The organism is Antarctobacter aquimaris, from assembly GCF_900184945.1.
GTDB classification, from domain to species: domain Bacteria; phylum Pseudomonadota; class Alphaproteobacteria; order Rhodobacterales; family Rhodobacteraceae; genus Maliponia; species Maliponia aquimaris.
The window spans coordinates 256,423-270,293 of the sequence record NZ_FXYF01000005.1 but is presented as its reverse complement, the minus strand read 5'-3'; the positions used below and the strand labels follow the sequence as shown (position 1 = coordinate 270,293).

At 67.0% G+C, this 13,871-nt stretch carries 14 protein-coding genes; 11 read left to right on the top strand and 3 right to left on the bottom strand.

What is annotated here, in order from left to right; translation table 11 throughout:
• Nucleotides 1–2 precede the first annotated feature (2 nt).
• The 5 genes from MAA8898_RS11410 (at nucleotide 3) to MAA8898_RS11390 (ending at nucleotide 5,977) form a co-directional block, all read left to right on the top strand.
• Entirely contained in the window at nucleotides 3–527 is a 525-nt protein-coding gene (locus MAA8898_RS11410) for a (2Fe-2S)-binding protein (protein ID WP_094021137.1), read from the top strand.
• Nucleotides 524–2,905, top strand: coding sequence for a xanthine dehydrogenase family protein molybdopterin-binding subunit (locus tag MAA8898_RS11405; RefSeq protein ID WP_094021136.1), 2,382 nt, complete (start codon nucleotides 524–526; stop codon nucleotides 2,903–2,905). The genes MAA8898_RS11410 and MAA8898_RS11405 overlap by 4 nt, the downstream gene beginning before the upstream one ends.
• 44 nt (nucleotides 2,906–2,949) lie before the next feature.
• Complete coding sequence (locus MAA8898_RS11400; protein WP_094021135.1) at nucleotides 2,950–4,002, top strand: C4-dicarboxylate TRAP transporter substrate-binding protein; 1,053 nt, start codon at nucleotides 2,950–2,952, stop codon at nucleotides 4,000–4,002.
• Between the two features lie 86 nt (nucleotides 4,003–4,088).
• Complete coding sequence (locus MAA8898_RS11395; RefSeq protein ID WP_094021134.1) at nucleotides 4,089–4,652, top strand: TRAP transporter small permease subunit; 564 nt, start codon at nucleotides 4,089–4,091, stop codon at nucleotides 4,650–4,652.
• Entirely contained in the window at nucleotides 4,649–5,977 is a 1,329-nt protein-coding gene (locus MAA8898_RS11390) for a TRAP transporter large permease (RefSeq protein WP_094021133.1), read from the top strand. The genes MAA8898_RS11395 and MAA8898_RS11390 overlap by 4 nt, the downstream gene beginning before the upstream one ends.
• Nucleotides 5,978–5,983: 6 nt before the next feature.
• Here MAA8898_RS11390 and MAA8898_RS11385 read toward each other — a convergent pair whose 3' ends face one another.
• Nucleotides 5,984–6,832 (bottom strand): LysR family transcriptional regulator, encoded by an 849-nt coding sequence (locus MAA8898_RS11385; protein ID WP_094021132.1) that lies wholly within the window; start codon nucleotides 6,830–6,832, stop codon nucleotides 5,984–5,986.
• Between the two features lie 102 nt (nucleotides 6,833–6,934).
• On the opposite strand from MAA8898_RS11385, the gene tmpA reads away from it, so the two are divergent.
• The 3 genes from tmpA to MAA8898_RS11370 are packed head-to-tail and all read left to right on the top strand — an operon-like array spanning nucleotide 6,935 to nucleotide 9,244.
• Entirely contained in the window at nucleotides 6,935–8,083 is a 1,149-nt protein-coding gene (gene tmpA, locus MAA8898_RS11380; protein WP_094021131.1) for a 2-trimethylaminoethylphosphonate dioxygenase, read from the top strand.
• Nucleotides 8,080–8,667 carry a (R)-1-hydroxy-2-trimethylaminoethylphosphonate oxygenase gene (tmpB, locus tag MAA8898_RS11375; RefSeq protein WP_094021130.1) on the top strand — a complete coding sequence of 196 codons (588 nt, stop codon included), beginning with the start codon at nucleotides 8,080–8,082 and terminating at the stop codon, nucleotides 8,665–8,667. The genes tmpA and tmpB overlap by 4 nt, the downstream gene beginning before the upstream one ends.
• 40 nt (nucleotides 8,668–8,707) lie before the next feature.
• On the top strand, nucleotides 8,708–9,244 hold the full coding sequence (locus MAA8898_RS11370) for an antibiotic biosynthesis monooxygenase family protein (protein WP_094021129.1): 537 nt from the start codon (nucleotides 8,708–8,710) through the stop codon (nucleotides 9,242–9,244).
• 6 nt (nucleotides 9,245–9,250) lie between these two features.
• Here MAA8898_RS11370 and MAA8898_RS11365 read toward each other — a convergent pair whose 3' ends face one another.
• Together MAA8898_RS11365 and MAA8898_RS11360 are read right to left on the bottom strand one after the other, a co-directional pair.
• A complete protein-coding gene (locus tag MAA8898_RS11365) occupies nucleotides 9,251–10,309 on the bottom strand; it encodes an ABC transporter ATP-binding protein (RefSeq protein WP_094021128.1) in 1,059 nt (352 codons plus the stop codon).
• A 1-nt stretch (nucleotide 10,310) separates the two neighbouring features.
• A complete protein-coding gene (locus tag MAA8898_RS11360) occupies nucleotides 10,311–11,123 on the bottom strand; it encodes an IclR family transcriptional regulator (protein WP_094021127.1) in 813 nt (270 codons plus the stop codon).
• Nucleotides 11,124–11,282: 159 nt separating this feature from the next.
• Between MAA8898_RS11360 and MAA8898_RS11355 the strand changes: the two genes are divergently transcribed.
• From MAA8898_RS11355 to MAA8898_RS11345, 3 genes are all read left to right on the top strand, one after another.
• Nucleotides 11,283–12,521 (top strand): ABC transporter substrate-binding protein, encoded by a 1,239-nt coding sequence (locus MAA8898_RS11355; protein ID WP_094021126.1) that lies wholly within the window; start codon nucleotides 11,283–11,285, stop codon nucleotides 12,519–12,521.
• Nucleotides 12,522–12,584: 63 nt separating this feature from the next.
• Entirely contained in the window at nucleotides 12,585–13,511 is a 927-nt protein-coding gene (locus tag MAA8898_RS11350) for a carbohydrate ABC transporter permease (protein WP_094021125.1), read from the top strand.
• On the top strand, nucleotides 13,511–13,870 hold the full coding sequence (locus tag MAA8898_RS11345; RefSeq protein ID WP_094021124.1) for an MmcQ/YjbR family DNA-binding protein: 360 nt from the start codon (nucleotides 13,511–13,513) through the stop codon (nucleotides 13,868–13,870). Before MAA8898_RS11350 ends, MAA8898_RS11345 begins: the two co-directional genes overlap by 1 nt.
• Nucleotide 13,871: the final 1 nt, after the last annotated feature.

Here is a 13,871-nt window from a genome sequence, read left to right as displayed (position 1 = left end):
AGATGACCGAGATGTTCCGCGACAAGGTGGACGTGGCGCTGACCGTGAACGGAGAGCCGGTCGAGGCGCGCGTTCCCGCAGGCCAGCACCTGATCGATTTCCTGCGGCTGGAGCTGGGCCTGACCGGGGCGCACGCCAGCTGTGAACACGGCGTCTGCGGCGCCTGCACTGTCCGGGTGGACGGCCAGGCGGTGCGCGGCTGCCTGATGCTGGCCGCGCAGGCCGACGGCGCCGAGGTCTGGACTGTCGAAGGCTTGACCGACACCGCCGCGATTGCCGACCTCCAAGAGGCCTTTGTCGCGCGCAATGCGGCGCAATGCGGTTTCTGCACGCCGGGGATGCTGGTCGCGGCCGAGGAACTGCTGTCGCAGGGCGGCGTGCCCAGCCGCGCCGCGATCCGCGAACACCTGTCGGGCAACTATTGCCGTTGCACGGGCTACGAGGCGATCGTGGACGCGGTCGAAGGCGTGGCCCGCGCGAGAGCGCAAGACGCAACCGGCGCGCGCGCCGGAAAGGGGGCGGCATGACCATCGCATTTGGTAACCCGGACCGCCCGAACTCCTACATCGGCAAGACGGTGCCGCGCCCCAACGCGCGCAAGCTGGTCGAGGGGCGCGGACGCTACGTCGACGACATCGTGCTGCCGCGCATGGTACATGTCGCCTTTGCCCGCTCGCCCATGGCACATGCCCGGATCACCGGGATCGACACCGACGCGGCCAAGGCAGTCAAGGGCGTGCTGCGCGTCTTCACCGGCGCGGACCTGGCCGAACATTGCACCCCCTGGGTCGCCGTGCTGGCGCACCTCAAGGGGCTGAAATCCCCGCCGCAGCATCCGATGGCCCTGGACCGCGTCTGCTGGGTCGGCGAGCCGGTGGTCGCCGTCGTCGCCACCACCCGCGCCGCCGCCGAGGAAGGCGCGGCAATGGTCGAGGTGGACTACGACCCGCTGCCCGCCGTCACCGACACGATGACCGCGCTGGACAAGACCACGCCGGTCATCCACCCCGACCTGGGGGACAACCTCGCCTTTCGCCGCCTGCACGAAGAGGGCGACGTGGACGCCGCCATGGCCGCAGCGCACAAGGTGATCTCGGCCAGCTTTCGCACCGCGCGGCACACCGGCGTGACGCTCGAACCGCGCTCGATCCTTGTCGACTGGAACCCGGCCGAAGGCCAGATGACCGCCTATCACGCGACGCAGGCGCCGCACATGATGCAGACGGTCTTTGCCAAGCATCTCGACATTCCCGAAAGCCGGGTGCGGGTGATCTGCGGCGACGTCGGCGGATCCTACGGGATCAAGGTCCACGTCTACCCCGATGAGGTCGCCACCGCGACCATTGCCAAGATCATGGGCCGCCCGGTCAAGTTCATCGCCGACCGGCTGGAAAGCTTTTCCACCGACATCCACGCCCGCGACCACGAGATCGAGGCCAGGATCGCCGTGGATGCCGAGGGCAAAATCCTCGCCATCGACGTGGACGACTGGACGGGGATCGGCCCCTATTCCGTTTATCCCCGCACTTCGGCCATCGAGGGCAACCAGGTGGTGAACCTCTGCGGCGGTCCCTATGATTTCGCCAACTACCGGGCGCAGACCACCGTCGTCTTTCAGAACAAGACGCCGACCTGCCAGTACCGCGCCGTTGGCCATCCCATCGCCGTGGCGATCACCGAGGGGCTGGTCGACTTGGCCGCTGCCGCCATCGGCATGGACCCGGTCGAGATTCGCCGCCGCAACATGTACCGCGATGATGCCTACCCGGTGACCTCGCCCGCCAAGATGCGCTTTGAAGGGTTGTCGCATCATGCCTCCATGGACAAGCTCATGGAGATCATGGACTACGACGCGCTGCGCGCCGACCAGGCCGAGGCGCTGCGGCAGGGCAAGCGACGCGGCATCGGCATCGCGTCCTTCATCGAACTCACCAACCCTTCGCCCTTCATGTACGGCATCGGCGGCGCGCGCATCTCGGCGCAGGATGGCTGCACCGTGCGGATGGACCCCGACGGGTCGGTCGTGGCGCTGTCGGGCGTGACCGAGCAGGGGCAGGGCACCGAGGCGATGCTGTCCCAGGTGGTGGCCGAGGGTGTCGGCGTGACCCCCGACCAGGTCCGCGTCATCACCGGCGACACGCAGGTCACGCCCTACGGCGGCGGCACCTGGGCCTCGCGCGGGGCGGGCATCGGCGGCGAGGCGGCGCTTCAGGCGGCGAAAGCGCTGCGGGATTCGATCCTCGAAGTGGCGGCGGCGATGTTGCAGGCCGACAAGGGCAAGCTGGACATCCGCGCCGGACAGATCGTCGACATGGACAGCGGCGAAGAGCGGATGCCGCTCGAGGAACTGGGCCGCATCGTCTACTTCCGCGGCGACACCCTGCCAAAGGGCTTGCCGCGCGAACTGGTGCAGACCCGTCACTACATCACGATGGACTACCCGTTCGCTTTCACCAACGGCGTGCAGGCCTCCTACGTCGAGGTCGACACCGATACCGGGGTCGTCACCCTGCTGAAACACTGGTGCGTCGAGGACTGCGGCCGGGTCATCAACCCGCAGCTGGTCGACGAGCAGATCCGCGGCGGCATCGTGCAGGGGCTGGGCGGCGCGCTGTTCGAGGAAATCCATTACGACGAGGACGGCCAGCTGCTGAACGGCTCGATGGCGGATTACCTCGTGCCGATGGCGGCCGAAATGCCCGACATGGTCATCGCCCATGTCGAGACGCCCACCATGGAAAGCGAACTGGGTGCCAAGGGCGCAGGCGAGGCCGGCACCGCCGGCGCCCCCGCCGCCGTGATGAACGCCATCAACGACGCGCTGCGCCCGCTGGGGGCGCAGGTGACCGAAATGCCCTTTACCCCCGAACGCATCCTGCGGGCGCTGGGCACGATCCACGACTGAACCAATCGGGCGCACCCAAAGCGCCCTTCCAAGGGAGGACCACCATGAAACTCACGGCCATCACCACGGTCACCGCCATGTTGCTGGGCAGCGCGGCCTTTGCGCAGCAGAGCATCACCGTCAACATCGGCTCGTCGCACCCCGAGGCCAATATCTGGGTCTACGCGATGAAGAACACCTTTCAACCCGAGGTGAACCGCCTGCTGGCCGAGGCCGGCAATGAATACACCGTCAACTGGGTCGAGAACTACGCCGGCACGCTCTACAAGTTCACCGACACGCGCGAGGCGGTGATGGACGGCATCGTCGACGTGGGCATGGTGGGCACGGTCTGGGAAGGCGCGAACATGCCGCTTCAGAACGTGACCTATTTCACGCCCTTCGCCACTGAAGATCACCGCATGATCATCGAAATCTTCGACGAGCTGTCCGAAAGCCTGCCCGAGCTGAAGAACAGCTGGGCCGAGAACGGCATGGTGCACCTGTCGTCGCTGATCACCGACAGCTATGACATCTACGCCACCTTCCCGGTCAACTCGATGGCCGACCTGCAAAACCGCAAGCTGAACGCGCCGGGCACCTCGGCCAACTGGCTGCGCGAAACCGGCGCGACGCCGGTCGATGGCGCGCTGACCACCTATTACACCAACATCCAGACCGGCGTGACCGAGGGCACCCTGTCCTTTGCCTCGGGCATCCTGCCGACCCGCGTTTACGAAGTGGCGCCGGAGCTGACCCGCGTCGGCATCGGTTCGATGTATTTCGGCGGCATCGCGGCCAACAAGGACTTCTACGAAGGCCTGCCCGCCCCGGTGCAGGAGGCGTTCCGCGCCGCGGCCAAGGCGACCTCGATTGCGCACGGCGATTATGTGGGTGATCTCGCCGCCCGCGCCCTGACCGAGATGCAGGCCGCCGGGTTGACCATCCACGACCTTCCGGCCGAGGAAAAGGCCAAGTGGGTCAACGGCCTGCCCAACATCATCGAACCCTGGCTGGAGCAGACCGGCGAGGACGGCAAGACCGTGCTCAAGGCCTACTTCGCCGCCCTGCGCGAGCGTGGCGCGACCCCGCTGCGCAACTGGGACGAAGGTCTCTGATCCAGAGGTGACAGGCTGCTCCCGCCCGGCCATGATGCCGGGCGGGTGTCTCTTTGGATGACGGGAACTTGGACGGCGGACACGGCATGAGCGAAGACAACACGGTTGAGTTCGACGACGGCTACGTGCCGTCCTTTTCCGACGCACCGCTGGGCGCGGCGCTGGGCAGCGTCGCGGCGGCCATGTCGGCGGTCGGCACCGCCGCCATCGGCGCGCTGATGCTGCTGATCGTGGCCGACGTGATCGGGCGCAACTTTCTCGACCTGCCGATTACCGGCGTCTCCGAGATCGCGGCGCGCGCTGTCGTGGCCATCGTCTTTCTCCAGGTGCCCGCCGCCATCCTGCAAAAACGCCTGACCCGCGCCGATTTCCTTGTGCGCCGGATCGAACGCGCCTCGCCTCGCGCTGTGGCGCTGATCGAGGCCGCCTTTTGCCTGTCCGGGGCCGTGGTCTTTGCGCTGATCCTCTGGCCATCCTGGCCCAAGTTCACCGACAGCTGGACCACTGCCGAATTCTTTGGCGTGCAGGGCGTCTGGACCATCCCGACCTGGCCGTTCCGCGGCATCACCGCCCTGGGGGCGTTCATCGCGATCCTCGCAGCACTCTACCGCGCGGGTGAGGAACTCCGCAGCTTCCGAGGTGCTAAATGACCACGCTTGCCATCGGGTTCCTGCTGATTGCGCTGCTGGTGGCGCTGGTGCTCTTGGGGATGCAGATTGCCTATGCACTGTTCGGCGTCGCCTTCCTGGGCATCTGGATCATCCGCGACAACATGGGCCTGGCCTTCCGGATGCTGGAGCTGACCGCCTATTCCGGCATCGCCGACTACCTCTTTGCCACCATCCCGCTGTTTGTCCTGATGGGCCTCTTGGTCAGCGTGTCCAACGTCGGGCGCGACACCTTCGAAGTGGCCGAGGAACTGCTGCGCCGGATGATCTGCGGGCTGGGCGTCGCCACCGTTGCCGCCAACACGATCTTTGCCGCGGTGACCGGCGTCTCCATCGCCTCGGCCGCCGTCTTTACCCGCGTCGCGGTGCCCGAGATGACGCGCCACGGCTACAATCCCGCCTTTTCGGCGGGCACTGTGGCCGGCTCTTCGGTGTTGGGGATGCTGATCCCGCCCAGCCTGCTGCTGATCATCTACGGCGTGTTGGCCGAGGTTTCGATCGGCGGCATGTTCATCGCCGGGATTGTGCCCGGGCTGATGCTGGCGGGCGGCTTTGTCGCCATGCTGATCGCCGTCACCATGCTGTTTCCCGGCTTTGTCCTCAAGGACCCCGAAAGCGCGCGCGAACGCCGGCTGGACCGCGACTACACGCCGATGCCGCCCGGCGAGATGATCCGCAAGCTGATCCCCATCATCCTGCTGGTGATCCTCGTGCTGGGCGGGCTCTACACCGGCTTCTTCACCCCGACCGAGGCGGGCGGCGTCGGCGCCTTCGGCGCGCTGATCGTGGCGCTGTCGCGGCGCAGCCTTGACCGGCACAAGCTGTGGCAGGTGATGAAGCAGACCGGCGTGATCTCGGTCTCGATCCTGCTGCTGCTGATCGCCGCCTCGTTCTATTCGCGGATGCTGGCCATCGCCGGGCTGCCCAACGCCATCGCCGGGCTGGTCAGCGACTCGGGCTTTGGCCCGCTGGGGTTCCTGTTCTTCTACTCGGCGATCATCCTGCTGATGGGCATGATCCTCGACAGCACCTCGATCCTGCTGATCATGGTGCCCATCGCCGCGCCCATCGCGCAGGGCATGGGGATCGACCTGATGCACTTTGGCATCGTCACCGTGCTGGCGGTGGAAATCGGCCTGCTGACGCCGCCCTTCGGGATATCCGTCTTTACCGTGCACAACACGCTGAACGATCCCGACGTGTCGGTCGAACAGATCTTTGCCGCGACGATGCCCTTTGTCGGGGTGATGCTGCTGGTGCTGCTGATCGTGGCGCTGGTGCCCACGACGGCGACACTCTTTCTGTGACCGGCGTCAGGCGATGATCGCGGTCATCGCTTGCCACTGCCGGCGGGACAGCGCCTTGGGACCGGCCAGCAGCCAGTAGCTTTCGTGGTGCGTCAGCGCGCGCGGGTCCAGCCGGACCAGCGCGCCGCTGGCCAGCGCCCCGGCGCACAGCGGCAGCGAGGCCAGCGCGACGCCCAGCCCAGCCCGTGCCGCGCCCAGCGCCGACAGGTGGGTGTCGAACCGCAGTTTCGGGACCGGCGTCGTCGGCGTGCCGAACTCCGCTGCCCAGGCGTGCCAGCCGGGGCGCGGCCCGGCGCAGGCGATGCGCGGCCAGCCGGTCCAGGGATCGGACCGCCGGGCCAGCGACGGCGCGGCCACCGGCGCGATCTCTTCGGCATAGAGCCGGGCGCGGTAGGGGTGCGGCCAGTCGCCCGCACCATAGCGGATGCGGATCACGTCGTCCTGCGGTGCCTCGTGCGCGCCGGTCACCAGCGTCTGGACCGACAGTTCCGCCTCGGTCAGCGTCCGAATCCGGTCAAGCCGGGGCAAGAGCCACAGTTCGATCACCGACAGGCTGGCCGAGAGGGTCAGGCGCCCCCGGCTCTTGCCAAAGACCGCCTCGGTGCTGTCGCGCAACCCGTCCAGCGCCAACCGGACATGCGGCAGCCAGGCCTCGCCCTCGACCGTCAGCGCGATGGTCCGGGCGCGGCGATGAAACAGCGCCACCCCCAGGTCGCGTTCCAGCTGGGCGATGCGCTGGCTGATCGCCGCCTGCGTCAGCCCCGCCTCTTCGGCCGCGGCGGTAAAGCTGCCAAGCCGGGCCGCCGCCTCAAAGGCGCGGATCCATTCCAGCGGGGGCAGGTGATCCTGATACATAAGAGAATCCGCGTCTGGCCCCCTGTATTCCTGATTTGATTTTATGCAGGCTCTCGCGGAAACTCCAGCCCGACCCCTATCCGCAGCAATAAAAGGCCCGCCATGCCCTCCGTCACCGTCGATCCCACAGGCCGCTTCCTGACCCTCACCACGCCTTCGGGCGCGCGGCGCTTTCACGCGGTCTGGCTGCGCGACAACGCGCAGGATCCGGGCACCCGCGCCCCCGGCAACGGCCAGCGGCTGATCACCCTGCGCGACATCCCGCAGGACACGCAGATCGCCGAGGCCGCTGTTGCGCCCGATGGCAGGCTGACCGTCCGCTTCGCCCCCGGCGACAAGCGCGTGACCTTCGATCCCGCCTGGCTGGAGGCGCGCGCTTATGATCGCGCCGTGCCCGCGACACGTGGCTGGCTGCCGCCCGAGGTCCGGACCTGGGATGCCGGGCTGATGGCGGACGTGCCCTGCGGTGATTTCACCGAGTTGCAGGCGGGCGGCGATGCCCTGCGCGACTGGCTGGGCCAGATCGTCCGCCACGGCTTTGCCAAGGTGGTCAACGCGCCCATCCGCCCCGGCGCGCTTTTCGACATCGTCGACCTGTTCGGCTACGTCCGTGAGACGAATTACGGTCGCCATTTCGAGGTGCGGACCGAGGTCAACCCGACCAACCTCGCCTATACCGGGCTGGGTCTTCAGGCCCACACCGACAACCCCTATCGCGACCCGGTGCCCACGGTGCAGGTGCTGCACTGCCTGCAAAGTTCGGCCAAGGGCGGCGAGAACATGGTGGTGGACGGCTTTGCCGCTGCCCTGCGTCTGCGCGCCGAATCGCCCGAGTTCTTTGACCTGCTGGCGGACCACTGCGCGCGCTTCGAATACGCGGGCGAGGCGGGCGTCTGCCTGACCGCGCGCCGCCCGATGATCGAGCTGGCCCCGGATGGCGAGTTGCGCGCGGTGCGGTTCAACAACCGCTCCTTCGCCGCCGTGACCGACGTGCCGTTTGACCGGATGGAGCGCTATTACGCCGCCTATCGCCGCTTTGGCGAGATCATCGACGACACCGCGATGGAGGTCACCTTTCGCCTCGACCCCGGGCAGGCCTTCGTGGTGGACAACACCCGCGTGCTGCACGCCCGCAAGGGCTATTCGGGCGAGGGCACGCGCTGGCTTCAGGGCTGTTACGCCGACATGGACGGCCTGCGGTCGCGCCACGCGGCGATGACGCGCACGGCTCGGCTGGAGGCAGCGGAATGAAACCGGACCTCCAGACCCTGACGCGCGAGACTATCGTCGATTTCCTCGGCTCGATCTTTGACCGGCGCGGCGGCGAGGAATACCTGGGCGAGCCGGTGACCATGGGCGAACACATGCTGCAAGGGGCGACCCTGGCCGAGCGCAACGGCCAGCCCGACGAGATCGTCGTCGGCGCGCTGCTGCACGACATCGGCCATTTCACCAGCGAATTCGGCACCTTCACCATGGACGACACCGAGGACCGCCACCACGAGGATGCCGGCGCCGAGGTGCTGGAGCGTTTCTTTCCCCAGGTTGTCACCGACTGCTGCCGCTACCACGTCGCGGCCAAGCGCTATCTCTGCGCCACCCGGCCCGAGTATTTCCGCCGCCTGTCCGAGGCGTCGGTGCATTCCCTCAGCCTGCAGGGCGGGCCGATGAACCCCGATGAGGTGGCCGCGTTCGAGCAGAACCCCAACCTCGCGGCGATCGTCGCGGTGCGCTACCTCGACGAGGCGGGCAAGCAGCCGGACATGGAAACGCCGGATTTCTGGCACTTTGCGCCCCGGGTGCAGCGGCTGGTGGACAAGCACATGGGCGGGTAGACTTGTCCCCAACCAGTCACCCTGCCGCGAAGGCGACCCTATGCACTGCCTCTTTTTCGACGTCCGCCCGAAACCCGGCCACATGCCGCATTACTTCGAACACGTGGAGCGGCTGAAACCGATCCTCGCGCAGCATCGCGGGCTGCTTTACCTCGAACGGTTCCGCCCTCTGGACGATCCCGAGGCGCTGCTGTCGCACCAGTTGTGGCAGGACGAATCGGCCCTTGCGGCCTGGCGACGTGACGCCACCCACCGCGCCAGCCAGGCGGCCGGGCGCACCACGCATTTCGAGGATTACCGCATCCGGGTCGGGGCGCAGGAAACCACCATCGACGCAGAGGCACGGGACCGGTTCCTGGTGGCCGCCCATGGCACGACCCCGGCCGCCGAAGGCCGCGCCTATGAAAGCGTCACGCGCCCGGGTCGTTTCGTGACGCTGGCCGAGGCGGGGCAGGGGGCGGCGGCGCAGGCGCTGGCGACCCGCGCGCAGGCGGACGGGGCCGAGGAGGTCCGCGTCTTTCGCGTCACGCGCGACTACACCATGACCAACCGGGCCGAGGCCCCGGCCCGCGACTGACCCATCTCAGCGGATCCGCTGTTCCGTCTTTTGGTCAAAGAGATAGGCCCGCGCCGGATCGAGCGTCACGCCGACCTGCGCGCCTTCCTCGACACGCTCGTCGCCGCGTTCCTCGACGATCATCCGCTCGCCCGTCTCGGCGCGCAGGTAGGCGTAGGACACGCCGCCCAGCGCCTCGGTCAGCTCGACCGTGAAGGTCTGGCCATTCGGGTCGATGGCCAGGTGCTCGGGCCGGATGCCCAGCGTCACGGCCGTGCCATCGGCGGGCAGGGTGACCGGCAGGGTCAGCGACCCGCCCAGCGCCGGTGCCTCGACACCGCCGCCCCGCACGGTGGCAGAGAGAAAGTTCATCGCCGGAGAGCCGATGAACCCGGCGACAAAGCGGTTGTCGGGGTTGCGGTACAACTCCAGCGGCGCGCCGACCTGCTCGATCCGCCCGTCGCGCAGCACCACGATCTTGTCCGCCAGGGTCATTGCCTCGACCTGGTCGTGGGTGACGTAGATCATCGTCGCGCCGATCTCCTTGTGCAGGCGCGCGATCTCGACCCGCATCTCGACCCGCAGTTCGGCGTCGAGGTTCGACAGCGGTTCGTCGAACAGGAACACCTCCGGGCCGCGCACGATGGCGCGGCCGATGGCGACGCGCTGGCGCTGCCCGCCGGACAGCGCGGCAGGCTTGCGCGCCAGGTAGTCGTCCAGTTTCAGGATGCGGCTGGCCTCGGCCACCTTGGCGCGGATCTCGGCCTTGGGGTGGCCGTTCATCTTCAGCCCGAAACCCATGTTCTGCTCGACCGTCATGTGCGGGTAGAGCGCGTAGGTCTGGAACACCATCGCCACGCCGCGCTCGGCCGGGTCCAGCCGGGTGACGTCCCGTTCGCCGATGGTGATGCGGCCCTCGGTGGTTTCCTCCAGCCCCGCCACCATCCGCAGCAGGGTCGATTTCCCGCAGCCCGAGGGGCCGACGAAGACGCAGAATTCGCCGTCCTTGATCGCCAGGTCCACTCCGTGGATCACCTGGACGGTGCCGTACCTCTTCACGACGTCGTTGAGTGTCACGCCAGACATGTCATTCGGCCCCCAGTCTTTCGGTTTGACGGATATCGTCGGGAAAGCGCCAGTGATGCGCCTCTGCCGCGATGTCGGTGGCGGCCCGGCGGATGCGCGGGACCAGGTGTTCGAGCGCGTCGAGAGACTTGCGCGTCGTGGAGGAGGTGACCGACAGCGCGCCCAGCAGGCGGCCTTCGGGCGTCAGCACCGGCAGCGCGGCGCAGATGATCCCCGGTTCGTGCTCTTCGCGGTCAAAGGCATAGCCGCGCGAACGGATCTCGCGCAACTCGGCGCGCAGCGCCTCGGGTGTCACCAGCGTGTTCGGTGTAAAGCGGTGAAAGCTTTGCTGGCCGAGGATGGGCTGCAACTCGGCCTCGCCGAGATAGGCCAGCATGGCCTTGCCGACGCCGGTGCAGTAGGCCGGCCCGACCTTGCCGGCCGAGGAATACATCTCGATCGCATTCGCCGGGTTGCGCTTGTCGACATACAGCACCTGGGCGTGGTCCAACTGTGCCAGGTGCACCGTCTCGCCGACATCGGCGGCCAGCGAATCGAGGTGCGGGCGCGCGATGGGCGCCAGCGACGATTGTTTCCACGCGGCATGGGCCAGCCGGACCAGCCGCACGCCCAGCGTATAGGTCTGCCGGTCGCGGTCGTAGGACAGCATCCCCTGGTGCGCCAGCGTCTGCACCAGCCGGTACAGCGTGGCCTTGGGGAACGCCGCCTTTTCAGAGAGTTCCGTGAACCGCACCGGGCGGCCGAAACCGGCCACCAGGTCAAGGACTTCAAGCGCCTTGCCCACCGTTCCGTCACCGGAGCCTGTGCGCGTCATTGGGTCCGTCTCCTCCCGTGTCCGGCGGCGAAAAATGACCCTCGCGCCGCCAGAACTGTTGACAAGCCTAAGCGGTTGGCTGTTAGGATTTCAATATACAAAATCAAGTTCCACTATTCGAAACTCCGGAAAGCCGGTGGAACATCCAGGGAGGACACCATGCGTTTCACAAAACGGGCGTCGGTCGCGACGCTGGCCATCGTTGCAGCCCTTGCATCGACCTCGGCGATGGCGCAGCAGCGCGTCGTCAAGTACTACGCCGACTACGATCCGGCGCCGCTGGCCGCCATGGAGCAGGTCATCGCCAACTTCGAGGCGGCGAACCCGGACATCGACATCCAGCTTCAGAACTTCGACCACGAAGGCTACAAGACCGCGATCCGCAACTTCCTGACCGCGGATGCGCCGGACCTGGCCAACTGGTACGCCGGCAACCGCATGGCGCCGTTCGTCAACTCGGGCCAGTTCATGGACGTGACCGACGTGTGGGAGGCCAACGGCTTCAACGAAAGCCTCGCCTCGGCGGCGGCCTCGATGACCATGGACGGCAAGAAATGGGGGATCCCCTACACCTATTACCAGTGGGGCATCTACTACAACAAGGACGTCTACGCCCAGGTCGGCGTCGAGGTCCCGGCCACCTGGGACGATTTCATTGCCAACTGCGAGAAGTTCGCCGCCGCGGGCATCGACTGCCTGACCACCGGCACCAAGGCGCTGTGGCCCGGGGCAGGGATCTTCGACTACCTGAACCTGCGCACCAATGGCTATGACTACCACATGAAGCTGACCGCCGGCGAGGTCGCCTGGACCGACGAGGGCGTGCGCAACACCTTTGCCGAATGGGCCAAGGTGCAGCCCTACATCACCAAGAACCACGCCGCGATCGACTGGCAGGATGCCGCCGCGCTGCTGGTGCAGGGCAAGGCCGCCAACTACGTGATGGGCAACTTCGCCGTTGCCGTCTTCAAGGAAGGCGGGATGACCAACGACACTCTCGGCTTCATGCCCTTCCCGACGATCAACCCGGACGTGGTCCGCGCCGAAGAGGCGCCGACAGACACCATCCACATCCCGTCGGGCGCGACCAACGTCGAGGACGCCAAGGCCTTCCTGGCCTATGTCGGCGGCGCCGAGGCGCAGACCCTGATCAACAACGCGATGGGCCAGCTGCCGATCAACTCCGGCGCGACGGTGGGCGACGATCCCTTCATCCAGGCGGGATTCGAGCTGCTGTCGACCACCGAAGGCGGCATCGCGCAGTTCTTTGACCGCGACGCACCGGCCGAGATGGCCAAGATGGGCATGGAGGGCTTCCAGCAGTTCATGGTCCAGCCGGATCAGCTGGACAACATCCTTGACCGGCTCGAAAAGGCTCGCGGCCGCATCTACAAGTGACCCAAAGGGGAGGGCGGCCGGGTGCCGCCCTCCGATCCCCGTACGACTGGCACGGAGACCGACATGGCGCAGGCCGACCTGTCCGGACACGCCCCGCGGCGGCGCTCCTGGTGGCGCGAGAACCAGCAGCGCCTGACGCCCTGGCTGTTTTTGGCCCCCGGCATGGTCATGTTCGCCTTCTACGTCATCATGCCGATCTTCGAGAGCTTCCGCCTGTCCTTCTATGACTGGGACGGGCTGGGCCAGAAGGCCTGGCTGGGCTGGGACAACTACGTCGAACTGGCCGACGACGAAGCCTTTTACACCTCGCTCAAGAACAACGTGATCTGGCTGGTGCTGTACCTGCTGTCGGTTCCCGCCGGTCTGGGCATCGCCATCTTCCTCAACCAGACCGTCTTTGGCATCCGGCTGTACAAGTCGCTGTTCTTCTTTCCCTTCGTGATCAGCCAGGTCGTCGTCGGCCTGATGTTCTCGTGGTTCTACGCGCCCAATTTCGGGCTGTTCTACAACCTGATCGAATGGCTGACCGGCACCGGCGTCGCCGTGTTGGCGGACCCGGACCTGGTGACCTACGGCATCATCGCCGCCGGGCTCTGGCCGCAGATCGCCTATTGCATGATCCTATACCTGACCGGCCTGAACAATGTGAACCCGGAACAGATCGAGGCCGCGCGCCTGGACGGGGCCAAGGGCTTTCGCATGCTGTGGTATGTGGTGCTGCCGCAACTGCGCCCGGCGACCTTCATCGCCGTCGTCGTGACGGTGATCGGCGCGCTGCGGTCGTTCGACCTGGTGTCGATCATGACCGACGGCGGGCCGTTCGGCTCGTCCCGCGTGCTCAGCTTCTACATGTACGAACAGGCGCTCAGCGAATACGGCTACCGCATGGGTTACGGCGCGGCCATCGCCGTGGTGCTGTTCCTGATCATGATGGTGTTCATCTCCGGCTTCATCTGGAAGATGATCCGCGACGAGAAGGAGGGGTATTGATGACCCAGGCCTTTCGCGACGCCGTCACCGGGATCTGTGCGCCGCTGCCGGGGGCCGAGGTTTCGGACCCCTGGGGTGGCGGTCATGACGCCTGGAAGGTCGGCGGCAAGATGTTCGCCTGCATCGGCGCGGTCGACCCCGGCGTCGCGGTCAAGACCGCCGACATCGAGACCGCGACCATGCTGATCGACGCCGGGATCGGCGAACGCGCCCCCTATTTCCACCGTAGCTGGATCAAGCTGCCCGAGACCACCGCCCAGGATGAGCTGCGCCACCGCATCCACCTGTCCTACGACATCGTCCGCGGCGGCCTGACGAAAAAGGCGCAGGCCGCGCTGCCCCCCCGGAAGGAGGACTGAG

Excerpts from the sequence above, each read along its gene's own strand:
- MAA8898_RS11355 (WP_094021126.1), top strand. The coding sequence starts at position 11,283 with ATGCGTTTCACAAAACGGGCGTCGGTCGCGACGCTGGCCATCGTTGCA.
- tmpB (WP_094021130.1), top strand. The coding sequence starts at position 8,080 with ATGAAACCGGACCTCCAGACCCTGACGCGCGAGACTATCGTCGATTTC.
- MAA8898_RS11350 (WP_094021125.1), top strand. The coding sequence starts at position 12,585 with ATGGCGCAGGCCGACCTGTCCGGACACGCCCCGCGGCGGCGCTCCTGG.
- MAA8898_RS11360 (WP_094021127.1), bottom strand. The coding sequence starts at position 11,123 with ATGACGCGCACAGGCTCCGGTGACGGAACGGTGGGCAAGGCGCTTGAA.
- MAA8898_RS11405 (WP_094021136.1), top strand. The coding sequence starts at position 524 with ATGACCATCGCATTTGGTAACCCGGACCGCCCGAACTCCTACATCGGC.
- MAA8898_RS11395 (WP_094021134.1), top strand. The coding sequence starts at position 4,089 with ATGAGCGAAGACAACACGGTTGAGTTCGACGACGGCTACGTGCCGTCC.
- MAA8898_RS11345 (WP_094021124.1), top strand. The coding sequence starts at position 13,511 with ATGACCCAGGCCTTTCGCGACGCCGTCACCGGGATCTGTGCGCCGCTG.
- tmpA (WP_094021131.1), top strand. The coding sequence starts at position 6,935 with ATGCCCTCCGTCACCGTCGATCCCACAGGCCGCTTCCTGACCCTCACC.
- MAA8898_RS11370 (WP_094021129.1), top strand. The coding sequence starts at position 8,708 with ATGCACTGCCTCTTTTTCGACGTCCGCCCGAAACCCGGCCACATGCCG.
- MAA8898_RS11410 (WP_094021137.1), top strand. The coding sequence starts at position 3 with ATGACCGAGATGTTCCGCGACAAGGTGGACGTGGCGCTGACCGTGAAC.
- MAA8898_RS11365 (WP_094021128.1), bottom strand. The coding sequence starts at position 10,309 with ATGTCTGGCGTGACACTCAACGACGTCGTGAAGAGGTACGGCACCGTC.
- MAA8898_RS11385 (WP_094021132.1), bottom strand. The coding sequence starts at position 6,832 with ATGTATCAGGATCACCTGCCCCCGCTGGAATGGATCCGCGCCTTTGAG.
- MAA8898_RS11400 (WP_094021135.1), top strand. The coding sequence starts at position 2,950 with ATGAAACTCACGGCCATCACCACGGTCACCGCCATGTTGCTGGGCAGC.
- MAA8898_RS11390 (WP_094021133.1), top strand. The coding sequence starts at position 4,649 with ATGACCACGCTTGCCATCGGGTTCCTGCTGATTGCGCTGCTGGTGGCG.